Source organism: Gordonia jinghuaiqii (genome assembly GCF_014041935.1).
GTDB lineage: Bacteria > Actinomycetota > Actinomycetes > Mycobacteriales > Mycobacteriaceae > Gordonia > Gordonia jinghuaiqii.
This window is the reverse complement of record NZ_CP059491.1, coordinates 2,159,837-2,182,143: the sequence shown is the minus strand read 5'-3', so window position 1 is coordinate 2,182,143 and position 22,307 is coordinate 2,159,837. Positions and strand designations below refer to the sequence as shown.

At 66.5% G+C, this 22,307-nt stretch carries 18 protein-coding genes and 3 tRNA genes; 15 read left to right on the top strand and 6 right to left on the bottom strand.

Annotated features, from left to right (window positions below; translation table 11 throughout):
* The first annotated feature begins 197 nt into the window (after positions 1–197).
* From H1R19_RS09685 to H1R19_RS09675, 3 genes are all read left to right on the top strand, one after another.
* Positions 198–271, top strand: a tRNA-Arg gene (locus H1R19_RS09685).
* A 211-nt stretch (positions 272–482) separates the two neighbouring features.
* The gene (locus H1R19_RS09680) at positions 483–764 is read left to right on the top strand and encodes a hypothetical protein (RefSeq protein ID WP_244970931.1); all 282 of its coding nucleotides are present in this window, start codon (positions 483–485) and stop codon (positions 762–764) included.
* Positions 764–2,497 carry an alpha/beta hydrolase gene (locus H1R19_RS09675; RefSeq protein ID WP_219851294.1) on the top strand — a complete coding sequence of 578 codons (1,734 nt, stop codon included), beginning with the start codon at positions 764–766 and terminating at the stop codon, positions 2,495–2,497. The genes H1R19_RS09680 and H1R19_RS09675 overlap by 1 nt, the downstream gene beginning before the upstream one ends.
* Positions 2,498–2,512: 15 nt before the next feature.
* On the opposite strand, the gene H1R19_RS09670 is transcribed toward H1R19_RS09675, so the two are convergent.
* Complete coding sequence (locus H1R19_RS09670; protein WP_219851293.1) at positions 2,513–3,832, bottom strand: uracil-xanthine permease family protein; 1,320 nt, start codon at positions 3,830–3,832, stop codon at positions 2,513–2,515.
* A gap of 126 nt (positions 3,833–3,958) precedes the next feature.
* Between H1R19_RS09670 and H1R19_RS09665 the strand changes: the two genes are divergently transcribed.
* The 10 genes from H1R19_RS09665 (at position 3,959) to H1R19_RS09620 (ending at position 16,891) form a co-directional block, all read left to right on the top strand.
* Positions 3,959–4,507: a PadR family transcriptional regulator gene (locus H1R19_RS09665; protein WP_188328947.1), complete on the top strand. Its 549-nt coding sequence runs from the start codon at positions 3,959–3,961 to the stop codon at positions 4,505–4,507.
* Positions 4,508–4,580: 73 nt separating this feature from the next.
* Positions 4,581–6,644 carry an NADPH-dependent 2,4-dienoyl-CoA reductase gene (locus H1R19_RS09660; protein ID WP_219851292.1) on the top strand — a complete coding sequence of 688 codons (2,064 nt, stop codon included), beginning with the start codon at positions 4,581–4,583 and terminating at the stop codon, positions 6,642–6,644.
* Positions 6,645–6,686: 42 nt separating this feature from the next.
* Positions 6,687–7,493: a mycolate reductase gene (gene cmrA / locus H1R19_RS09655; RefSeq protein WP_188328945.1), complete on the top strand. Its 807-nt coding sequence runs from the start codon at positions 6,687–6,689 to the stop codon at positions 7,491–7,493.
* A gap of 104 nt (positions 7,494–7,597) precedes the next feature.
* Entirely contained in the window at positions 7,598–8,197 is a 600-nt protein-coding gene (gene orn, locus H1R19_RS09650) for an oligoribonuclease (RefSeq protein WP_188328944.1), read from the top strand.
* Positions 8,198–8,299: 102 nt separating this feature from the next.
* Positions 8,300–8,372: transfer RNA gene (locus H1R19_RS09645), tRNA-His, on the top strand.
* 815 nt (positions 8,373–9,187) lie between these two features.
* Positions 9,188–10,813 (top strand): HNH endonuclease signature motif containing protein, encoded by a 1,626-nt coding sequence (locus tag H1R19_RS09640; RefSeq protein WP_219851291.1) that lies wholly within the window; start codon positions 9,188–9,190, stop codon positions 10,811–10,813.
* A gap of 220 nt (positions 10,814–11,033) precedes the next feature.
* A complete protein-coding gene (locus H1R19_RS09635) occupies positions 11,034–12,332 on the top strand; it encodes a dicarboxylate/amino acid:cation symporter (RefSeq protein WP_219851290.1) in 1,299 nt (432 codons plus the stop codon).
* 380 nt (positions 12,333–12,712) lie between these two features.
* Positions 12,713–14,188: a flavin monoamine oxidase family protein gene (locus H1R19_RS09630; protein WP_188331808.1), complete on the top strand. Its 1,476-nt coding sequence runs from the start codon at positions 12,713–12,715 to the stop codon at positions 14,186–14,188.
* Positions 14,189–14,198: 10 nt separating this feature from the next.
* On the top strand, positions 14,199–14,864 hold the full coding sequence (locus tag H1R19_RS09625; protein WP_244970930.1) for a TetR/AcrR family transcriptional regulator: 666 nt from the start codon (positions 14,199–14,201) through the stop codon (positions 14,862–14,864).
* A complete protein-coding gene (locus H1R19_RS09620) occupies positions 14,840–16,891 on the top strand; it encodes a neutral/alkaline ceramidase (protein ID WP_219851289.1) in 2,052 nt (683 codons plus the stop codon). Before H1R19_RS09625 ends, H1R19_RS09620 begins: the two co-directional genes overlap by 25 nt.
* A gap of 13 nt (positions 16,892–16,904) precedes the next feature.
* On the opposite strand, the gene H1R19_RS09615 is transcribed toward H1R19_RS09620, so the two are convergent.
* The 4 genes from H1R19_RS09615 to H1R19_RS09600 form a co-directional block, all read right to left on the bottom strand.
* On the bottom strand, positions 16,905–18,413 hold the full coding sequence (locus H1R19_RS09615; protein ID WP_219851288.1) for a DUF4185 domain-containing protein: 1,509 nt from the start codon (positions 18,411–18,413) through the stop codon (positions 16,905–16,907).
* Between the two features lie 87 nt (positions 18,414–18,500).
* Positions 18,501–19,691, bottom strand: a complete 1,191-nt coding sequence (locus H1R19_RS09610; protein ID WP_188331805.1) for a L,D-transpeptidase — start codon at positions 19,689–19,691, stop codon at positions 18,501–18,503.
* 295 nt (positions 19,692–19,986) lie between these two features.
* A tRNA-Lys gene (locus tag H1R19_RS09605) sits at positions 19,987–20,059 on the bottom strand.
* A 133-nt stretch (positions 20,060–20,192) separates the two neighbouring features.
* Positions 20,193–20,417, bottom strand: coding sequence for a DUF3618 domain-containing protein (locus H1R19_RS09600; protein WP_188331804.1), 225 nt, complete (start codon positions 20,415–20,417; stop codon positions 20,193–20,195).
* A gap of 158 nt (positions 20,418–20,575) precedes the next feature.
* Between H1R19_RS09600 and bcp the strand changes: the two genes are divergently transcribed.
* Together bcp and H1R19_RS09590 are read left to right on the top strand one after the other, a co-directional pair.
* Positions 20,576–21,112 carry a thioredoxin-dependent thiol peroxidase gene (bcp, locus tag H1R19_RS09595; protein WP_223205742.1) on the top strand — a complete coding sequence of 179 codons (537 nt, stop codon included), beginning with the start codon at positions 20,576–20,578 and terminating at the stop codon, positions 21,110–21,112.
* A gap of 103 nt (positions 21,113–21,215) precedes the next feature.
* Positions 21,216–21,842 carry a TetR/AcrR family transcriptional regulator gene (locus H1R19_RS09590; protein ID WP_188331803.1) on the top strand — a complete coding sequence of 209 codons (627 nt, stop codon included), beginning with the start codon at positions 21,216–21,218 and terminating at the stop codon, positions 21,840–21,842.
* Between the two features lie 46 nt (positions 21,843–21,888).
* Here H1R19_RS09590 and acpS read toward each other — a convergent pair whose 3' ends face one another.
* A complete protein-coding gene (gene acpS, locus H1R19_RS09585) occupies positions 21,889–22,281 on the bottom strand; it encodes a holo-ACP synthase AcpS (RefSeq protein WP_188331815.1) in 393 nt (130 codons plus the stop codon).
* Between the last annotated feature and the right edge of the window lie 26 nt (positions 22,282–22,307).

The following is a 22,307-nucleotide window of genomic DNA, read 5'->3' as shown; positions in this document are numbered from 1 at the left end:
GATCACCGAGCCGAAGTCGCGTGCGACATGAGTCCGGAGATACGACCTCGATCGAGGTCGAACTGTCGAAACGAACTCGCGCGCGACCTCATTTCGATCGTCGGGCCGGAGCACGTGCGTGTCTGCGGCGCATCGCCCGGCATGTCGTAGACTCCATGTGCCCGACGCCACGTGCCCGATGTCACGAGCGCCGGTCAGCCTCCGTAGCTCAGGTGGATAGAGCAAGGGCCTTCTAATCCCTAGGTCGCAGGTTCGAGTCCTGCCGGGGGCACTCTCCACAGCGTCGCACGGCTCATGCCGCGCGGCGTCGCGCCCGGGTGACCGAGGGAACCGTCCGGGGTACGCGCTGCGTCATAGGTCCGCACCACCGCTTCGGGTGGGTCGCACACCCCTGGAGGATCATGACTCTCCCGCTTCCCTTTCCACCGTTCTCCTTGCCACTCCCTCGACGTCGCCGCGAAACAGGCTCGCAGGACCACGTTTTGGGCGTTTCACCGGCGGAGGTCGATGCGACGTCCACGGCCTGGCGCGCGAACGGCATCGCGATCCACGCACTCGACGTCGCCGCGATCGGTGAGGTGGCCGCGCCGTCGAGCCGGGTGGCGCGTGCGCTGCACGCCACTGCCGATCCGGCACGCAATGCCATCGAATCCATCGGCGACCGTCTGATCGCGATGAGCGAGGCACTGAAGACGTTCGAGGCCACGACGACGGCGACAGATGCTCGTGCGGGCGCCGAGTTCCACGCGCTCGAGGAACGCTGATGCGACCCACCATCTCCGAGCTGCAGGCGTGGGATCCGCAGTCGTTCATCGACGCCGCGTCTGCCGCGACCAGAGCATGCGAAGACCTCGACGCCGGAATCGACAGCGCCGTACGCGCCTTCGAAGCAGCCGCGTCGTGGCGCGGCCGAACCCATGACGCCGCCCACCTCCGGATGTGGCAGGAACACGACCACGCCGGCGAGGTCCGCAACGTGCTGCAGATGATCGCCGACGAGGCGACCGACGCCGGAGTCGGCATGTCCTATGCACGTGACCACGCGCTGCGCGTCGTCGTGGGAGCTGTGGAGGCCGGCTTCACAGTCAACAGGGACGGATCGGTCACACCTCCCGACACCTACCGGGAGGGTCATGCCGACGCCATCGCAGACTCGATCGCCGGGGCACTCGACACCATCGACATCCTCGACGAACGCCACGGCGCGCGACTCGAGGGCTTCGCCGCTGATCTGGCGGCGATGGTGCGCGGGCAACCCGAGGTCGCCCTCCCGGGCGAGCAGTCACTGGACGCCGACGCCGCGATACGCCTGCTGCAGTCCCTGTCCCCTGACCAGGTCCGCGACATCGTCGGACAGATGAGCCCGGACGACGTACGGCGCCTCGTCCAGGCGAACCCGCACATCATGGGGAACCTGCCGGGGGTTCCCTTCGAGCACCGCATCCCCGCCAACGAGATCAACATCCGCAACGCTCTCGTCGAGGAGGTCCGGTCCGGGCGGGGCGAGGGAAAGCGCGCGCAGACATTGCGTGACCTCCTCGCCCCCAGACCCGATCCGATGGTCACGGGCCGTCGGCCGAGCGACGACGGGAAGGTCGAACGGCAGTTCATCACGTTCGTGAACACACCCAGGGGACGCATGGTCGAGATGATCGGAACCCTCCGACCAGGCACCGCGAACGCGACCACCTACGTTCCCGGCACGGGAACCGACCTCGACACCGTCAGTGGCGACAACCGCACGGCTGCGGCCGAACTCGCGAAACAGACGGACGGACCGGTGTTCCTCTACCTCGACGGCGATCTTCCCCCGGGGCTCGTCGAGGCGGCGAGCCCGAAGTTCGCAGCGGCGATGGCACCGCGGCTCGAGCTCTTCGGGCACGAGCTCGATGCCGAGATCGAACGTCAGACCCCCGGCGCGACAACCACATTCGTGGGCCACTCCTACGGCGGCTCGATCGTCGGCTCGGCCGAACAACTCGGCCTCACCCCGGACCGGGTCATCTACGCGTCGGCCGCCGGCACCGGCGTGTTCGACCTCCCCCATCCCGACGGGGTGGATCGCTACTCACTGACCTTCCCCGGCGACCCGATCCACTACTCGCAGTCGCTACCCGGGAATCCCCATGGCCAGGACCCCGACACCGCCCCCGGGGTGACCCGCCTGGACACCGGCACCGTGACGATCGACGGGCGCGAGTACCTCGGCGGACCCAAAACCCATGGCGGGTACTGGAACGACCCGGACTCGACCGCGTTTCAGAACATGGTCGAGGTCATCACCGGAGGCGACCCCGACCCCTACACTCCGCGACTACCCGACGTCCCGGAACTGCCGCCGCCGGGGGCCCCGGCCCCGATGTGGTGGCTTTACCTGCTCAACGACCGCGTCGACGGCGACATCGACTTGCCGGGGCCCCTCCCCGACATCCCACTGCGCGACATCCCTCTGCGCGACATCCCTCTGCGCGACATCCCTCTGCGGCTACCGCGGTGATCGGCGTCGACGCAGTCAGCCGTGTTTGTCGAGGTCCACCGGGCCGTCGAGATCCACCGTCCCCCGCCACCTCCCGATGACCCGCATCGAGTGGTAGATGACCAGCGCCGCAACCGAGCCCAGAGAGATCCCGGCGAAGACCAGATCACCGACCTTCCAGGTGTAGTCGGCGATACCGATGATCAGCGGGATGGCCGCTGTGAACTGGTTGATCGGTTTGGAGAAATCGACCCTGTTGCTCACCCAGATCTGGATGCCGATGATGCCGACCAGGCCGTACAACGCGGTGGTCACACCTCCGAGGACGCCGGGCGGAATCGCCGCGATCACCGCCCCGACCTTGGGCGACAACCCGAGAAGGATCGCCGCGGCCCCGGCGATCCAGTAGGCCGCGGTCGAGTAGACCTTGGTCGCCGACATGACCCCGATGTTCTCGGCATAGGTGGTCGTCGCCGACCCACCACCACCACCGGCCAGCATGGTCGCCAGTCCGTCGGCGGCCAGCGCACGCCCCATCGAGTCGTCATAGTCTCTGCCGGTCATCATCGCGACCGACTTCACGTGGCCGATGTTCTCCACGACGAGAACCAGCACGACGGGCAGGAACAGCGGAAGGACCCCCAGATCGAAAGTCGGGGTCTGGAAATCGGGTAGCCCGACCCAGGCGGCATCGCCGATCTTGGACGTGTCGATGTAGTCGTTGCTGTCGTCGATCCAGTCGAGAACCAGTGCCAGAAGGTAGCCGACGAGAACGCTCACGAAGATCGCCAGACGACCCAGCAATCCGCGGAACAGCACCGCCGAGGCGACCAGCAACACCAGGACGATGGTCGCGAGAACCGGGTCCTTCACGAAGTTGTCCTTGGCTGCAGGCGCCAGATTGAGGCCGATCAGGGCCACGATCGCGCCGGTCACCACCGGCGGCATCAACGTCTCGATCCACCTGACGCCGGCGAAGTGACTGATCAGGCCGATGATCACCAGCAGCGCACCGACGGCGACGAGGCCACCCAGTGCCGACGACGCCCCGTCGGAGGCCACCGCCGCGGTGACGGGGGCGATGATCGCGAAGCTCGAACCCAGGTAGCTGGGCAGGCGGTTGCGCGTGATGAGGAGGAACAGCAGCGTGCCGACACCGGAGAAGAACAGCGTCGTCGACGGCGGGAAGCCGGTCAGCACCGGCACCAGGAACGTCGCGCCGAACATGGCGACCACGTGTTGCAGACCGATACTGACGGTCCGCGGCCAGGTCAGCCGCTCATCCGGTGCCACCACTGCGTTGTCGGTCAGCTTCCACGACAGAAGATTCTGGGATCTCGTCCCCGGTTCGTTCATGCGCAACAGTTTGCGGTACGTACCGCCGGCCCGCCTCATGGACGCCCCGTCTGCGAGATCCATATGCAACAGCACTCATATACACCTTGTTGCATAGTGCGTAGGTGCAATGTTAGCTTGCTTGCCATGGCGCTCGAACACGCGATTCTGGTGTCGCTGGCGGAGCGACCCGGCACCGGATACGAGATCGGTCAGCAATTCGACCGGTCCATCGGCTATTTCTGGTCGGCGACGCACCAGCAGATCTACCGGACACTCAAGAAACTCCTCGACGACGAACTCGTCAGTGTCGAGTCGATCAGTCAGGACGGCAGGCCGGACAAGAAGGTCTACACGATCTCCGACGCCGGGCGCGACGCGCTGGCGGAGTGGGCGATGAGCCCCACTCCCCTGCAACCACTCCGCAGCGACATCGGCGTGAAGCTGCGCGCAGCCGAGTTCGGCGATCTCGCCGCCATCATCGGCGAGTTGAAGGCACATCGTGACGAGCACCTCGCACAACTCGAGCTCTACAAGGGTTTCCAGGCGGACTACTACCCCGAGCCCGAGACCTTGACCGGCCGCAAGCTGCACCAGTACCTCGTGTTGCGCGGCGGCATCCGCCAGGAACAGGGGTTCATCGACTGGTGCGACGAGGTCATCCCGGCACTCGAACGAGAACTCACCAGCGGCTGAAACCGCTGTCCGACAACAGCACCCGCAGTACTGTCAGCACCCGCAGAAACGACTTCACACGAAAGGTCGCGCCATGTCAGCCCACACGGCACAACCCAACCCGCACTATCCGCATCTGTTCACGCCGTTGCAGATCGGCGGCATGACCATCGAGAACCGTCTGGTGATGGGATCGATGCACACCGGCCTGGAGGACCGGTTCTGGGACACCGACAAGCTGGCCGCCTACTTCGCCGAACGTGCGAAAGGTGGTGCGGGACTGATCATCACCGGAGGGTTCGGCACCAGCCGCACCGGGTTGCTCGCCTTCGCCGGCGGCAAGATGACCAACACCCTCGACATGACCCGGCACAAGCGCGTCACCAAGGCCGTGCACGACGAGGGCGGCAAGATCGCCATGCAGTTGATCCACGCCGGCCGCTACGGCTACACGCCGTTCAAGGTGGCGCCGGGCAAGGAACCGTCGCCGATCCATCCGTTCAAGCACCTCCGGATGACCGAGCCGATCATCCGGCACGTCATCAGGACCTTCGGACAGTCCGCCAAGCTCGCCCGTAAGGCGGGCTATGACGCCATCGAGATCATGGGCGGCGAAGGCTATCTGATCAACCAGTTCCTCTGCCCCCACACCAACGACCGCACCGACAAGTGGGGCGGATCCACCGAGAACCGCCAGCGCTTCCTGGTCGAGGTCATCAAGGAGATCCGCCGGCAGGTCCCGCGCGACTACCCGGTCATCCTGCGTCAGTCGGTCGCCGACCTGATCCGCAAGGGCCAGACGTGGGACGAGATCGCCCTCATGGCGCGCAAGGCCGAGGAGTTCGGCGTCGACGCGATCAACACCGACATCGGTTGGCACGAGGCCCAGGTCCCGACGATCGTGACCTCGGTCCCCCGCGGCGCATTCGTGAAGTTCACCGAACGCCTACGCGACGAGGTGTCGATCCCGCTGATCGCCGCCAACCGCATCAACACCCCCGAGCTGGGTGAGGAGATCCTCGCGAACGGACGCGTCGACGCCATCCAGATGGCACGCCCGTTCCTGGCCGATCCGTTCCTGGCCGACAAGGCCCGCGAAGGCCGCTCCGACGAGATCAACACCTGCATCGGCTGCAACCAGGCGTGCCTCGACCACGCTTTCGTCGGTAAGCACGTGTCCTGCCTGGTGAACCCGAGGGCCGGTCGCGAGACCACCCTGATCCTCGGCCCGACCCGAAAGGCCAAGCGCGTCGCCGTGATCGGCGCCGGCCCGGCCGGCCTGTCCGCGGCGGTCGCCGGCGCCCAGCGCGGCCACAAGGTCACGCTGTTCGAGAGTGGCGACTCCATCGGCGGCCAGTTCACCATCGCCTCCCGCATCCCGGGCAAGGAGGAGTTCAAGGAGACCATCCGGTACTACACCCGCCAGATCGAGGTGCTCGGCATCGATGTCCGTCTCAACACCCGGGCCGACGCCGATTCCATCATCGCCGAGAAGTTCGACGACGTGATCGTCGCGACCGGTGTGGTGCCGCGTATCCCGAACTTCCCCGGCGTCGACCACCCGATGGTGATGTCCTACGCCGACGCCGTCCTCGGCCACCGCGAGATCGGCAAGCGCGTCGCGGTCATCGGCGCGGGCGGGATCGGCTTCGATGTCAGCGAGTTCCTCACCACCGACGAGTCGCCGACGCTGAATCTGAAGGAATGGGAACAGGAATGGGGCGTGACCGAGGATCCGGAGAAACCCGGCTTCGTCACGAAGCCCCGGCCCTTGCCTGCGGTGCGCCAGGTCTACATGGTGCAGCGCAAGTCGGGTAAGCAGGGCAAGTCGCTCGGCAAGACCACCGGCTGGGTGCATCGCGCGACGATGAAGATGAAAGGCGTGGAGCAGATCAGCGGCGCGACCTACGACCGGATCGACGACCAGGGTCTGCATCTGAGCTTCCGCGACGACGAGGGCAAGGTCACCGAGACCCGCGTCCTCGAGGTCGACAACGTGGTGATCTGCGCCGGCCAGGAATCGGTCCGCGAACTCATCGATCCGCTGACTCTCGCGGGGGTCACCACTCACGTCATCGGCGGCGCCGACCACGCCGGCGAACTCGACGCCAAGCGGGCGATCCGGCAGGGCACCGAGGTCGCCGCCGGGATCGACTGAAGCGTTGGGAAGAGCTGAGCCGGCGGCGGTTACCATGGCGACATGCCGGTACCGCCGCCCTCAGCCAACGCCCGCGCCGTCGTCACCGGCGCCTCGTCGGGAATCGGTCGCGAACTCGCTCGTACGCTCGCCGCCCGGGGCCACTCGGTCATTCTCGTCGCCCGTCGCGGTGAGCTCCTGGAAGAGCTCGCCGGGGAGCTGCGCACGGCGCATCAGGTGGCCGTCGAAGTACGCGCGGTGGATCTGTCCGACCCGGCCAAGGTAGAGGTCCTCGCCGCCGAGTTCGCCGGCCGCGAGATCTCCATCCTGTGCAACAACGCCGGTATCGCCACTTTCGGGGCCGTGGCCGAGCTCGACGCCGACTACGAACGCGCCCAGGTACGGCTCAACGTCAATGCCGTCCACGATCTCACCCTCGCGGTACTCCCGCAGATGGTGAAGCGCGGGTCCGGCGGCATCCTCATGGTCGGCTCAGCGGCCGGGAACATGCCGATCCCCAACAACTCCACCTACGCGGCGTCGAAGGCGTTCGTGAACACCTTCAGCGAGTCGCTGCGCGGCGAGGTGTCCGGGCAGGGCGTGCACGTCACGCTGCTCGCGCCCGGCCCGGTGCGTACGCACACCCCCTCGCCCGACGAGGCGTCGATCGTCGACAAGGTGGTACCCGACTTCCTCTGGCACTCGTCGTCGAAGGTCGCCGAGATGAGCCTGGATGCGCTGGCGCACAACAAGATGCGCATCGTCCCCGGAACCCTGTCGAAGGCCATGTCGGTCGCCGGCGGCTACACCCCGCGCGGCGTCGTCGCACCGATCGTCGGCGGTTTCTACCGCAAGTTCAGCGCAGAATAGGGTTGCGAACTCCCCCCTCGGGGGTTTCACGGCGTCGACGAGCACGGCGTCCTTGTCCCACCGGCCCACAAGGGCGACGACGCACAGTTGGCTAAGGTTGACGGGTGCAGGACAAATTGGTGTGGATCGATTGCGAGATGACCGGACTCCGACTCGAGTCGGACAAACTCATCGAGATCGCGGCCCTCGTGACCGACGGTGACCTCAACATTCTCGGCGACGGCGTCGACGTGGTGATCCACGCCGACGACGAGGCTCTCGCGTCGATGCCCGACGTGGTGACCAAGATGCACGCCGCCTCGGGCCTCACCGACGAGGTGCGCGCGTCCACGGTCACCCTCGCCGAGGCGGAGAAGATGGTGCTGGACTACATCCGCAAGCATGTGACCACAGCCGGGGCGGTGCCCCTGGCCGGCAACTCGATCGCCACCGACCGCGGTTTCATCACCCGCGACATGCCGGAACTCGACGCCTACCTGCACTACCGCATGGTCGACGTGAGTTCCATCAAGGAACTGTGCCGTCGGTGGTACCCGAAGGTGTACTTCGGCCAGCCCGACAAGGGCCTGGCCCACCGCGCCCTCGCCGACATCCGCGAATCGATCCGGGAGCTCCGCTACTACCGCGCGGCCGCTTTCGTTCCTGCCCCCGGACCCGACACCGATGCCATCGCAGAGATCGTCAAGGACCTCGGACCTGCCTGAACTCCCTGTTCAGGTAACCGATTGGAGTTCTGAGGCATCAACCCGCTAGAGTGTTCTTGGCTCTGAGGCCCGGCGCGAAAGCCCAGGTTTCCGACGCCAATGGTGGATGTAGTTCAGTTGGTAGAGCACCAGGTTGTGATCCTGGCTGTCGCGGGTTCGAGTCCCGTCATCCACCCCGACGAATGGGAGACCCTGATCCAGGGTCTCCCATTTTTCGTATGTCCGCCCGCACCTGTCGATTCCCCGTCCTCCCGTACGTCACCATGGTGTCGGCCGGTCGGCTCCGCGACAGCGAACTCGAGGAAACATGAAGTACGCACTGCTTCTCATGGGCCATGTCGACGATCCGGCGTGCCGTGAGGACGGGGGCGCGAGCCCCGAGGAGTTCTTCGCGTTCGACAAGGAGATCACCGAGGCGGGCGTCGTCGGCAGCTCGTTCGCCCTCGAGGACGAGCGGGTCATGGTGCACACCGACGCTCCGGCGAACGCGGCGTGGCGTCGTCCGGGCCGTTCGCAGAGGTGCGTGAGTTCGGTGGCGGCGATCGCCCCGATCGCCTCGCCGACATCGACGAGGCGATCGGGGCGTCCTCGGCGCGATCGAGGTCACGGAATCTCCTCGTCAGTGACGCAAGAATGCGGGTTCGGTCATGAGCTCAGTACGGTGCGAGTGGCCGGATCTCGACGTGTCCACCGGGTGCGGAGCCGGGCCCACTCGGAGTGTTCCGCGGAACGCTCCGGGGTTCGTTTTTGGTGCGTGGTCGGGGTCGCCCGGGTCGGATTGATGTCGCGTGCGACGTCGGTTCGACGGTTCGACTTCGATCGAGGTCGCGTCGTCGAAATGAAGTCTCGAGCTCACGCGGGCAAGTGGGCATATCAGATACCACCGACAAGATCCGGCCCACCTTCGATCCGGATAATCGTTGCAGGACAACGAAAGTCGGTGTAGAATCGAACCTACATTCGAACTATCGGCTCCGGGGGGTGACCGTCATGTCCGACGCAACGCAATTACCCGGCGACACTGACACACCACTGTCCCGAGCCTCAGAACTCGCCGCTGAGCTACACCGGATTGTCGACGAGCTGCAGACGGTGGACCTCGCCCCGTGCACCAGCAGCGAGCTCATCGACGTGGCCGCCGCGACCGAGCGCGCCATCGCACGAGTGACATACGCCGGGGACCGGCAGATGGTCGAGATCATCAACCGTGACCTTGCCGGCACCACCGGACACCGCAGTATCACCTCGTTCATGACCCACCGGCTGCGCGTATCTGATCCGTTGCGGCGCAACAAACACCGCAACGCCCTCGCCACCTTCACCAATCATCTCGGCGAACCACTCGAACCCGACCACCCCACACTGGCCGAAGCCTTCGCCGACGGCGCCGTCGGCACCGCACACGTGCGAGCCGTCATCGATGTGCTGGATGACATCCCCTCGGCCGTCGAACATGACGTCAAGGTCGCCGCCGAACGACAGATGACCGAGATCGCCATCGCCCACACCCCCGCCGACATCACCGACCTCGGGGCACGTCTCATCGCCCATCTCGACCCCGACGGCACCCTGGCCGACGACACCGACCGCCAACGACGCCGCAACCTCTGGGTGAATCGGCAGCGTGCCGACGGGACCGCAAAGATGTCGGCCACCCTCACCCCCGAGCTGGTCGCGCGGGTCACGATGCTGCTCGCCGTGTGGGCCAAACCCGGTATGAACAACCCCGAGGACCCGGACAGTCCGCACGGCTCGTTCGAAGACGCCGACCCCGCGGTGGTGAAGGTTGCCGCCGCGCGCGACCTGCGCACACCCGCCCAGATCAACCACGACGCCTTCAACGCGCTGCTGAAAGCCGTGCTCGACGACGGCCTCCTCGGAGAGACTCACCGCGGCCTACCGGTCCAACTCATCATCAAAGCCGACCTCAACGACCTCATCCGCGAAGCCGGCCTCGCCACGACCGTCACCGGAACAGTCATGCCGATCGCCGACGTCATCGAGCTCGCTGCCGACGCCCAGCCCTACCTCGCGATCTTCAAGGACACCACCGCCGTCCCGCTGTACTTCGGACACGGCAAACGCCTCGCCACCCGCGATCAGCGCCTCGTCTCCTTCGCCCGCCCCGACGGCGAAGTCTGCTCCACACCCGGCTGTGGGCAACCCGCCTCCCAGGTCGAGATGCATCACGCCCAACTCGACTGGAGCATGGGCGGACTCACCGACATCACCGACCTGACTCCCGCCTGCCCGCGACACAACCGGATGGTCGGCGACAAACCCGGCCAGTACACCACCCGAATGCAACGCTCCGGCCCCGACGAAGGCCGCTGCGTCTGGCGACTCAACGCCGAGCCAGGAGCACCACCCAACCCCGAACGCATCAACCGGCGGCCCGACGCACCCGACCGGCTGAGCGCCCACCTCGCGCAGGTGCGCCACGAGATCCACGGACCCCAGACGTCCGGCGATACCCCACGCCCGTACACCCCCCGCCTGCACACCCGCCGAATCATCGACCAACGCTTCACCATCGACAGACCGGTCGAGCGGGGCTCCACCGCGACCACCTCAGGCATCGAGTCACAGCTCGAAGAGCTCCTGAGCAGTCACTGACCACGAGCACTGTGGTCGGCGGCCCTTCGCACCTCACCTGATCCTCCTCATCAGGGAGCGGGGGACGATTCGGACGAGATCGGGCCCCCAGCTGCAACGACATCTCATCGTCAAATCCGTGACACATCGGCGTAGCTCGCGAAAACTAGGCTCCCGCCGTATCCGAAGCGCGCCGGGTCACGATCCGTGCCCCTGATCGCGCCTTGCGTGAGGAGCACCCGTGAAGGCACTGAAACACCCAGCACTACAGATCGGTATCGGCGCAATCGCCGGCCTGGTCTTCGGACTGATCGTCGGCGAATGGGCCGCCAACCTGAAGTTCGTCGGCGACATGTTCATCCGCCTGATCCAGATGTCCATCGTGCCTTTGGTTCTCGCGTCGGTGATCGTGGCGACCGCCTCGATGTCGGGGGCCGGCACCGGGCGGATCGCATTCCGCACTTTCAAGTGGATGCTCGGATTCTCGGTTGTCGCAGCGTTTCTGGCCTGGGGGCTCAGCGCGCTCATCAAGCCCGGCGCCGGAATGGTCTTCGACGGGGAACTCGAGCCGACCCTCGAACAGGAAGCCGCCGACACCACCGGCTGGCAGGACACCCTGCTGAACTTCGTGTCCAAGAACGTCTTCGAAGCGATGTCGACGGCCTCGATGGTGCCGATCATCATCTTCGCCCTGCTCTTCGGCGTCGCCCTGCGAATTCACATCAACACCTCCGGCGACGATCGGGTGCTCACGTTCATCGATCAGATCCAACAGATCGTGCTCACCATGATCCGCCTGGTCATGTACATCGCCCCGATCGGCGTCTTCTGCCTGCTGGCCCCGCTGGCCGGCGACGTGGGCCTCTCCGTCGTCTCCACCGCGCTGAAGTACCTCGGCACCACGGCGCTCGGCGTGGCGATCCTGTTCGTGCTGTTCGTCGTCGTGGTCACGGCCCGCACGCGACTGAACCCGTGGAAGCTGCCCGGCAAGCTGGTCGAACAGACCGCCATCGCGGTCACCACCACGAGCTCGGCCGTCACCTTCCCGACCGTCCTCAAGAACACCGTCGAAAAGGTCGGGGTCAGCCAGAAGGTCGCCAACTTCACCCTGTCGATCGGCCTGACCATGGGCTCCTACGGCGCCGTACTCAACTACATGATCGTGGTGATGTTCCTTGCCCAGGCGGGCCGAGTGGAGCTGACCATCGGCGACATCGCCCTGGGAATGGCGCTCGCCATCCTGCTCAACATGGGAACCATCACCGTTCCGGGCGGGTTCCCGGTGGTCGCCACCTTCCTCGCGACCTCCCTCGACCTCCCGCTCGAGGCCATCGGTCTGCTGATCGCCGTCGACTGGTTCGCCGGCATCTTCCGGACCTTCCTCAACGTCAACGGCGACACCTTCGTCGCGATGCTCGTGGCCAACGCCGACGACGAGATCGACCGCGAGGTCTACAACGGCACCAAGGCCGTCGTGTCCGAGGAGATCGACGTCTCCGCCTTCGTCGACGTCATGGCGAAGGCCGACGCCACCGACTGAACCAGCCCGGGCCCTTCGACCTCAATCGTCCCGGACCCGCTGCGGGGGGTCGTCGACCGCAGTAACGTTCACCACATGCCATCCTATTGGGTCATGTTCGCCGTCGCGCTGATCTCCTGCATCATCATCGGGATCGGCTTCATCATCGGTATCCCCGGCAACAAGGACTGATCACCAGCTCCCGACAGGCCGGGTCATACCCCCTTCGGGTGTGACCCGGCCTGCGTGCGTCACCCTGCAGACCCGGGTTGCGTCGTGCCGCACTCCCTCCACTCGAGGTGTCGCACCTCACATTCGCCTGTTACCCTCCCGATACAACAGGTCATCTGACCTGAACGTGTGGTCGATAGCCTCGCACCACCACGAGCTCGGGGGATCACATGACCACAGACCTGTCACGACGCCGCTTCCTGGGTGGCGCCCTGGCCACCGCGGGAGCACTTGCCGGGTCATCGGCGGCAGGTGCGGGACGCGCATCGGCGGCGCCGACGGGAATCGTCGACGTGGTCGTCGTCGGGGCGGGGCTGTCGGGCCTGGCCGCCGCCAAGTCGCTGGTCGCATCCGGCGCGTCGGTGACCGTCCTGGAAGCGCGCGACCGTCCGGGCGGTCGGGTCCACAACATCTCCACGCCCAAGGTGGGCGCCACACTCGACGCCGGAGCCGAGTTCATCGGTCCCACTCAGAATCACATCGCCGCCCTCGCGCGTGAGTACGACGTCGCCACCCTGCGGACGTACAACGCCGGCGACAGCATCTTCGTCGGCGGCGACACCACCACTCGCGTTCCGGCCGCGCTCCCCCTGCCTGCGATTGCCGACATAGGCCAGGCCGGCGCCGCGCTGGCCCGTGCGCAGGCCGATGCCCTTGCCGGATTCCCGGTGGGCGAACCGTGGCGGCACCCCGACGCGGCCCGCCTGGACTCGATCACCTGGGGTGAGTACACCGATCAGATCGCGACCACCCGCATCGCGCGGGAGATGGTGCGGATAGCGATGTCCGCACCGCTGTCGGTACGACCCGACGAGGTGTCGGCGCTGTACTACCTGAACTACATCGCCGCCGCAGGCGACGAACACAATCCCGGCACACTGATCCGGCTGCTGAGCACCGACGGCGGTGCACAGGAGAAGCTGTTCGAGGGCGGCGCCGCACTCATCCCCCTCCGCATGGCCCGCGAACTGCGCAAGCACCTGGTGTACAACGCCCCGGTGCGCTCGATCGCCCACACCGACGGCCTCGCCACCGTGACCAGTGACGCCGGTGTCCACCGCGCACGACGCGTGATCGTCGCCATGTCGCCGGCCATCACCGACCAGATCGACTATCGCCCAGGGCTTTCCGCCGCGCGCCGGGGACTCCAGCGCGGCTACCGGATGGGTGCGGTCGCCAAGTTCGCGGCGGTCTACCGACGCCCCTTCTGGCGGGACAAGGGCCTGTCGGGACAGGTCTACGGTGCCGGCCGGCCGATAGACGTGACCTTCGAGAGCTACGCCGACAACCGGCACATCCTCATGGGATTCATCTCCGCCGATGCGATGCGTCGTCTCGACCACGCACCCGAGAGGCAACTGGTCTCCGAGTGCATCGCGAACTTCGTCGAGTATTTCGGTCCCGAAGCCCGGGACTTCGTCGACCACGGCGTGTTCAAGTGGGACCTCGAACCGTGGTCGCGCGGCGGGCCGGTGGCGGTCAGCGCACCGGGCACACTCACCGCCTTCGGACCGGCGCTCCGCGAACCCGTCGGACCGATCCACTGGGCGGGCACCGAGACCGCCGACTACTGGACGGGCTACATGGACGGCGCGGTCCGTTCGGGGCGGCGCGCGGCCCGCGAGGTCCTCGGGGATCTCACGTGAGGGACGCCCGATGAGGATGCCGGTCGAACGGCGTCGGGAGCTGTTGCTGGACTCTGCCTTCCGCGTCATCGCCCACCACGGCGTCGACGGCGCCACCACGCGCGCGGTGTGCGCCGAGGCAGGCGTGACACTGTCGACCTTCCACTACGTGTTCGCCTCGCGCGAGGATCTGCTCGCCGCTCTCGTCGCGCGGGGAACCGAGATCGAACTCGCCGCGGTGCAGACCGCGCTCGCCGACGGCGCTGCCGAGTTCTCGGCCGGCCGCGCCGGGATCACGTCCATCCTGCAGGCCGCGCTGTCTGCCTACATCGACGGCGTCGAAGCCGACCCCGACCGCGAACAGGCGATGATCTCGCTCAATCAGTATGCGCGGCAGACCGATGGGCTCCGGGACCTCGGCGCCCAGATGTACCACCGCTACTACGCCGCCATCGCCGACGCACTCGACGCCGCCGCCGCAGCCACCGGCACCACCTGGGACCGCCCCACGACCGAACTCGCTCCGCTGGTGATCGCCGCCACCGACGGAATCACCCTGTCCTATCTCAACATCCGCGATCGCTCGGTGTGCGAGACGATCGCCCACGCCACCGCCACCATGCTGTCGGCGCACATCGCCGACGCCGAGACAGCTCCCGAAGGAGACACCACGTGGACGTCACCCGTAGACAACTGATCGCCGGAGCCGCGATGGCCACTGCCGGTGCGAGTCTGGGTCTGGCCGCAGCCACGTCCGGCCGTGCTGGGGCCGCGCCCGCCGATTCGACGGACTACCTGGTCGGATGCGGCATCGCCGACGTCACCGGCGCGGTCGCCGGACAAGGGATGATGGGTTACTCCAATCCCGAGCAGGTTGCCGCGGGGCTGCTGCAGCGCTGTTGGGCGCGGGCCTACATCGTCGTCGACCGATCGACCGGCAAGCGCATCGTCTTCCTCACCGCCGACATCGCGTGCCTGTTCCAGTCCCACCACATGGGCCTGATGGCCAAGCTGCGCAGGCGTTTCGGCTCGCTCTACACCGAGTCGAACGTCAACCTCAACGCCCAGCACTCCCACGCCTCGTGCGGCGGCACGGCGTGGGACTACGCGTACTCACTGGCGGCGTTCGGTTTCAAGAAGAACTCCTACGACGCCGAACTCGACGGGATGTTCGCCGCGATCGTCCGGGCACACGAGAATCTCGCACCGGGCACGATCACCATCGGCCGCGAGGAACTCCACGACGCCAGCGCCAACCGGTCCAAGATCGCCTTCGACGCCAATCCGGCGTCGGACAAGAAACACTTCCCCACCGCCATCGACCCTCAGGTCACCGTGCTGCGGCTGCGCCACACCCGTACGGGTGAGGACGTCGGTGCCATCACCTGGTTCCCCACGCACGGCACGTCCCTCGCCGACCACAATGTGCTGATCGCCGGCGACAACAAGGGCTACGCGAGCCATCTGTGGGAACGCGCCACACCCGGTCTCGTCGCCGCGTTCCCGCAGACCAACTCCGGCGACATGACGCCGAATCTGGCTCTTGCACCGTTCAATCCGAGCGGGCCCACATCGGACAACAAGCGCAACTGCGAACTCATCGGCGAGCGTCAGTACGTCCGCGGCCGACGCGCCTTCGACAGCGCCCGTCCGATGACCCGCGGCGGCGTCGACTCCATCACCCGCTACGTGGACATGTCGTCGGTGCGCATCGCCGGTACCTACACGCCCGACGGACGTCCCGCGTCGACCACTCCGGCGATGATGGGCGCCGGGGCCGCGGCCACCAGCAGCGAGGACAACTACGAACAGCCGTTGCCGTTCCTCGTCGAAGGCATGACCAATCCGCTCGTGACCGCTCTCGGCGGTGATCGCACACCGCCCGTCGCACCCTGGATGCGGGACATGCAGGCGCCCAAGCTGATCGCCTTCCCGCTCGGTCTACTCCCGCCGTCGGGCTGGATTCCGTCCGTGGTCCCGTTGCAGATCATGCGGATCGGCGAGATCGTGCTCGTCGGCGTGCCCGCGGAGGTCACCATCGTGGCCGGCCTGCGGCTGCGGCAGGTGGTCGCCGACGAACTGCGCGTCGATCTGGACAACGTACTCGTCCAGGGCTACGCCAACGCCTACACCCAATACGTCACCACCCCTGAGGAGTACGACCTCCAGCAGTACGAGGGCGGCGAGACGCAGTACGGCCGGTACACGTTGCCTGCGTACATGCAGGAGTTCGCGAAGCTCGCCGCGGCGATGGCCGCGGGCCGCGGTGTCGACCGCGGCCCGGCCCCGGTCGACAAATCCGGTCTGCAACCCGATCTCGTGCCTCCGGTACCGGCCGACCGTCCGATGCCCGGCCGCTCCTACGGCGACGTCCTACGTCAGCCGCTCGCGGCATACCGGCCCGGGTCGACGGTGACCGTCGAGTTCGTCGGTGCACATCCCAACAACGACTTCCGTCACGGCGGAACGTATCTGGAGGTCCAGCAGAAACAGTCCGGCATCTGGAAGACGGTCGCCGACGACAACGCCTGGTCCACCGAGTTCCGCTGGGCGCGGCCTGCCGGCAGCGTCGACGCATCGCGGGTCACGATCACCTGGCGTCCTCCCGCGGGCACCACCGGCACCTACCGGGTCCGGTATCTCGGGAACAGTCGCGACGCCGGCGGCCGCGTCCGGCCGATCAGCGGCACCTCACGCACGTTCCTGGTCGGCCCGACGAGCTGACAGCGGTCAGCGGTCAGCGGATACGGGCCCGCATCAGCGAGACGTTGTACTCGGTCCACGTCGACATCGTGAAGTACAGGTCCTCACCGCTGGACCATGGATGCAGAAATCCCCCGTATAGCTGCGCGAATCGCGAGGAGTGGACCAGCTCGGCCGGTTCGGACCACAGGCCCTGCGGTTCGCGCGCCTTCCGGACCACGATGGACCCGCGGAGTGCGTCGAGGTAGGTCATCTGCCAGCGTTGCGATTCCGCGTCGAAACGTGCCGACACCTCACCGGCGGGTCCCGCGAAGATCACCGACGCCACGTTGCCGTCACCCGCGGGCACCCACCGGCCGTCTCGCCAGTACTGGTAGGCCGTCTTGTTGAGCACGTGGTCGCGGTGGACGCGCGCCAGGCCGACCGAACCAATGCGTGAATTGGGTGTCCCGAACATGTAGACGTGGTCACCGTGCGGGACCATCGAGGACACCTGGAACTGGCTGGTACCGAAGACGTTGTCCCACCGCGCGTATGGGTCTTTGGTCCAGGTGGATCCACCGTCGTCGGAGTAGGCGAGTCCGCCGTGGTTGGTCAGCCACACCCCGGGGATCACACCCCAGGTGCGCACCGACATATATGTCAGGAACTGTCGCTCACCGATGGCGAAGCCCGACGTCGGGATGACGGTGATCTCGTAATGGTCGACGCGGCGTGCGTTGAGGAGTTCGGCGGCGTGGCAACGACTGTCCTGGATCATCGTGTCGATGCCCATGCCGTCGGCGAGGTTCTTGTCGGTGGAGAATCCGAGCACATTGCTGCGCCAGTCCCGCCCGTTGGCGCCCGGCGGTCTGAACCCCTTGCCGAAGGTGTCTCCGAACGCTATCGCGACCTGGCCGGGCCGTGACTCCCACATGATGCCCAGGTCGGTGCCGTGGATCTGCCAGCGCTTGTCCGTACGACTCGTCGAACCCTTGCCGGTCACCGTGCTGACCCGATCGACATCGGTGATGCGCGGCGGTGTCGGTCTGGCCGCGACGGGGCCGGACTCGGTACCGGGCGAGACCGCGGGCGGCGGAGGTGGCACCGACGGCGGATCGGGGTTGGGCACCGGGACCGGGATGTTCTTGGGCGCCGGATCGAAGGTGATCTTGGGAAACTCGATGCTCAGTGCCGGCCCGCCGTCTCCGGGGCGCGGCTTGGGTGGATCGGTGATGTCCGGGCACGGATCCGAACAGGGGTCCTTCGGGGGCTTCTGTGACGGGATGCGGATCACCGGCTTCTCCGGCGCAGGCTCGGGCACCGGCAGGATCCGTGGATACGGCAGCGGGATGCTGATCCGGTCGGGCAGGCGCGGGATGAGGTCACGCGGGTCCGTCGGACCACGACCGGGCTTGGGTGGAAGGTCGACCGCACATCCGGAACTGGGCAGCGGCGTCGCGGGCGCCGCGTGCACGATGGCGGCCGAACCGCCGAGTCCGGTGCCGAGCAGGACAGCGGTGCAGGCCGAAGCAAGCCAGCGGCGTCGGCCGAGACCGGTCACGTGCCCCCCTCGAATCAGGTTCGAAGGGAATGTATCACCGGACCGGCCGGGTCTGGGGTTGCCGACCCGGTCCGCGAGCACCGCCGATCACGCGTTGTCCGCGTTGCCCTTCCGCCACACCGACCACGGGATGTTCCAGTCACCGAGGCCGTCGGTACCCGACAGCGTGCCGCCGGTCGTGTTCTTCACGACGACCGGGTCGCCGCGCAGCGTGTGGTTCATGACCCACAGCGCGTCGTCCGGACTCAGGTTCAGGCAGCCGTGGCTGGTGTTGGTGTTGCCCTGTGCCCACATCGACCAGGGCGCCGAATGGAAGAAGATGCCGCTGTAAGACATCCGCGTCGCATAGTCGACGGGGGTGCGATATCCGTTGGAGGAGTTGATCGGCACACCGTAGGTCGACGAGTCCATGATGATGTGATCGTGCTTGTCGGCGATCAGGTAGATACCGTTGTCGGTCTCGTCGCCGGGCTTGCCCATCGAGGTCGGCATGCTCTTGATGACCTGGCCGTCACGCTCGAATGTGACCTGCTTGGTCTTGTCGTCCGCGGTGATGATCATCGAGCGTCCCACCGTGAAGTTGGTTCGCACGTTCTCCTGGCCGAAAAGGCCGTCGCCGAGGTCGATTCCGTAGGTGTTGACCGCGACCCTCACCTTGGTGCCCGGCGACCAGTACTCCTTGGGTCGCCAACGGACCTCGCTGGGACTGATCCAGTAGAAGGCACCCTCGACCGGCGGATCGGTGACGATCCTGATCGCGCGCTGCGCCGCACGACGATCCGCGATCGGCTCGTCGAACTTCACCGCCACCGGTTGTCCGATGCCCACGGTCTCACCGGGGCTCGGTGTCAGGTAGGCCTGGGTCAGGTTGTTGGGGCTGCTGGTGGTGAACGTGAGCTTCTTCGTGACCGCCCCGCCGATCCCGACGGCGTCGGTCTCCAGCGTGTAGGTGCGGTTGTAACCGAGCGCCTCGTTGCTCACCCAGACCGTGTCGTTGTCCTCGAACCTGCCCTTGAGCGGCGTGCCGTCGGACTTGTGGATCACCACGCGGCTGATGGTGCCCTCAGTGGTCCGCACCTTGATGGGTGCGCCGGGCTGAACGCCGACGGCGTTGTCGTTGAGCGGACGCTCGGCCCACTCGGTGATCTCGAGGCCGGGCTTGAGCAGGTCGTCGAAAAGACTGGAACTGCTGACGTTGTCGGAGTATTTGGGTTCCTGCGAGCAGGACGTCACAAGCGCGACGATTGCGAGCAACACACCACTGATGACCAGTGGCATCCGCCGACTACGACCGATCCCCATATCACTCCCGCCTGTCCCACCGACCCGGAAATGGGCCGGTCCCCGATGCCCGAAGCCGACACCTCGAACCAGTGTACGAGAGATTCGGACCGTCGAATTGCCTGTCATCCGTTCGGGTGGCGCGTCCCGCTCCCGCGACGACGACCGTTCACCTGGCGTTCATCCGGCGACCCATCTCGGTGCACACGGCTCGTACGCATCCGATCCTCGAAACCTCACTGAGATACCACAAAACGCCTCGCATTTCTGCGAGGCGTCTCGTGGGACTCTGTGCGCCATCAGGGACTCGAACCCCGAACCCGCTGATTAAGAGTCAGCTGCTCTGCCAATTGAGCTAATGGCGCTTGCCGGTGCGAGATGGAACATTACAGGACCCGTCCGGCAGAAGTGAAATCGCCTGGTCGGAGTGGGTTCTGGTCCCATTTGACGCCGCGCGTGGCCGTCCGGGCCCCGCACCGGGAAGTCATGGGTGCAGGCTCACCTCGAAGCGACTTTGCGGACCACCAGCAGCAACACGAGGGTGCCCACACCGGCGATCGCGTACTTCACGGCCGGGGTCTGCAGCGTCGCGAGCGCCTTGCTCCTGGCGTCATCGGCGAGTCGCTGCGGATTGGTCCGCTCGGCCAACGCGTCGAGCGTGCTGGCGAGGTCCTCACGAGCCTTGGCGATCTCCTGCTCGATACGTTCGGTGTCTCCGGCCACGTTGCATCCTTCCGGCGCTTCTCGTTTGACTGCTCGCGCAGCGCTCCCTGCACTGACCGTCACTGTTGTGACCGTCCATATCACCTGCCCGATGGCAGCGCTTCGATGCTACGACATCCCGGCATCACCGCATGTGGGCATGCACTAGCCTTGCTCCCATGGCAGCAAGCACTCCCCCCGAGAGCACTCCCCCGGCGAGCACTCCCTCTGCGAGCACTCCCTCTGCGGGGCCACAGCGGTTGTCCGTCGGTGATCGCGCTCCGGCATTCACGTTGCCCGACGCAGACGGCAACGAGGTCTCGTTGTCCGATTACGCCGGCCGGAAAGTGGTCATCTACTTCTACCCCGCGGCGGCGACACCCGGTTGCACCAAGCAGGCCTGCGACTTCCGCGACAATCTCGCGGAGCTGAACGACGCCGGGATCGCCGTGCTCGGCATCTCCCCCGACAAGCCGGCCAAGCTCGCGAAGTTCGTCGAATCCGAGGGTCTGACGTTCCCGCTGCTGAGCGATCCAGAGAAGAAGGTGCTCACCGCGTGGGGCGCCTTCGGGGAGAAGAAGATGTACGGCAAGACGGTCACCGGCGTCATCCGGTCGACGTTCCTCGTCGACACCGACGGCACGATCGCCCTGGCGCAGTACAACGTCCGGGCCACCGGACACGTGGCGAAGCTGCGACGAGACCTCTCGGTCTGAGGCGGGCAGAACCGAGCCCCGACAACCAGGGACACTGACACCCAGGGACACCGACGACCAGGGACACCGACGACCAGGGACACCGACACCAGGGACAACGATGATGACCGAGTCCGCCGAACCGCTGGTTCCGCGCAAGCGGCCGACGCAGGAACGCAGCAAACGCAAGTTCCAGGCGATGCTCGAGGCGGCCCGGGATCTGCTGATCGACGTCGGATTCGAATCGCTGACGTGTGAGGAGATCGCGACGCGCGCGGAGGTACCCATCGGGACGCTCTACCAGTACTTCGCGAACAAGTACGTCATCGTGTGTGAGCTCGACCGGCAGGACACCGTCGACGTCCGGGAAGAACTGACCGCATTCGCCAGCGAGGTGCCCTCGCTCGAGTGGCCGAGTCTGCTGGAGAAGTTCCTCGATCACCTCGCGGCGCTGTGGCGCACCGATCCGTCCCGCCGTGCGGTGTGGCTGGCGGTGCAGTCGACGCCGGCCACACGCGCCACCGCCTCGATGAACGAACGGGTCCTCGCCGAGCAGGTGGCGCGGATCATCGCCCCGCTCACACCATCTCAGCGCGAACGCCGCGAGATGATGTCGCAGGTGCTCGTCCACACCGCGTACTCGTTGTTGAGTTTCTCCGTGCAGGACGGACACGATCACGACGAGACCGTCACCGAACTCAAGCGGATGCTCGCGGGCTACCTGCTCATGGAGGAGTCGACCGCGGTCTGACGCCCTCCGCCACGCCGTGCTCGACGGCACGGCGTGGCGTGGTCGGTCACTTGCCCTCGAGGATGGCGACCGCGGCGGCGGTGTCCCCGTCGTGTGTCAGCGACACATGAACGTTCGTCCCCCGCAGGTGCTCACCGATCTCACCGGAGAGCCGGATGGCCGGCCGTCCCCAGTTGTCGGTGACCACCTCGATGTCGCTGTGCCGGATCAACGGCAGCAGCGGCGATCTCGAGAACCGACTCACCGACCAGGCTTTCACCACGGCTTCCTTGGCCGCCCAGCGTGCCGCGAGATGCCGTGCGTCGTCGCCGGTTCCGGCAGCCGAGTCCCGACGCTCACCGACCGTGAAACGGTCGGCGAACGTCGTACCCGGCTGCCGGAGTTGCTGGTCGAACTCCGGGATCGACACGATGTCGATCCCCACACCGAGCACACTCATCTGGTCTTGACTCGTCTCACCGGTGT

Coding starts and splice junctions, on each gene's coding strand:
- H1R19_RS09675 (WP_219851294.1), top strand. CDS start 764: ATGCGACCCACCATCTCCGAGCTGCAGGCGTGGGATCCGCAGTCGTTC.
- H1R19_RS09670 (WP_219851293.1), bottom strand. CDS start 3,832: ATGAACGAACCGGGGACGAGATCCCAGAATCTTCTGTCGTGGAAGCTG.
- H1R19_RS09665 (WP_188328947.1), top strand. CDS start 3,959: ATGGCGCTCGAACACGCGATTCTGGTGTCGCTGGCGGAGCGACCCGGC.
- H1R19_RS09660 (WP_219851292.1), top strand. CDS start 4,581: ATGTCAGCCCACACGGCACAACCCAACCCGCACTATCCGCATCTGTTC.
- cmrA (WP_188328945.1), top strand. CDS start 6,687: ATGCCGGTACCGCCGCCCTCAGCCAACGCCCGCGCCGTCGTCACCGGC.
- H1R19_RS09640 (WP_219851291.1), top strand. CDS start 9,188: ATGTCCGACGCAACGCAATTACCCGGCGACACTGACACACCACTGTCC.
- H1R19_RS09630 (WP_188331808.1), top strand. CDS start 12,713: ATGACCACAGACCTGTCACGACGCCGCTTCCTGGGTGGCGCCCTGGCC.
- H1R19_RS09625 (WP_244970930.1), top strand. CDS start 14,199: ATGAGGATGCCGGTCGAACGGCGTCGGGAGCTGTTGCTGGACTCTGCC.
- H1R19_RS09610 (WP_188331805.1), bottom strand. CDS start 19,691: ATGCCACTGGTCATCAGTGGTGTGTTGCTCGCAATCGTCGCGCTTGTG.
- bcp (WP_223205742.1), top strand. CDS start 20,576: ATGGCAGCAAGCACTCCCCCCGAGAGCACTCCCCCGGCGAGCACTCCC.
- H1R19_RS09590 (WP_188331803.1), top strand. CDS start 21,216: ATGACCGAGTCCGCCGAACCGCTGGTTCCGCGCAAGCGGCCGACGCAG.
- acpS (WP_188331815.1), bottom strand. CDS start 22,281: ATGAGTGTGCTCGGTGTGGGGATCGACATCGTGTCGATCCCGGAGTTC.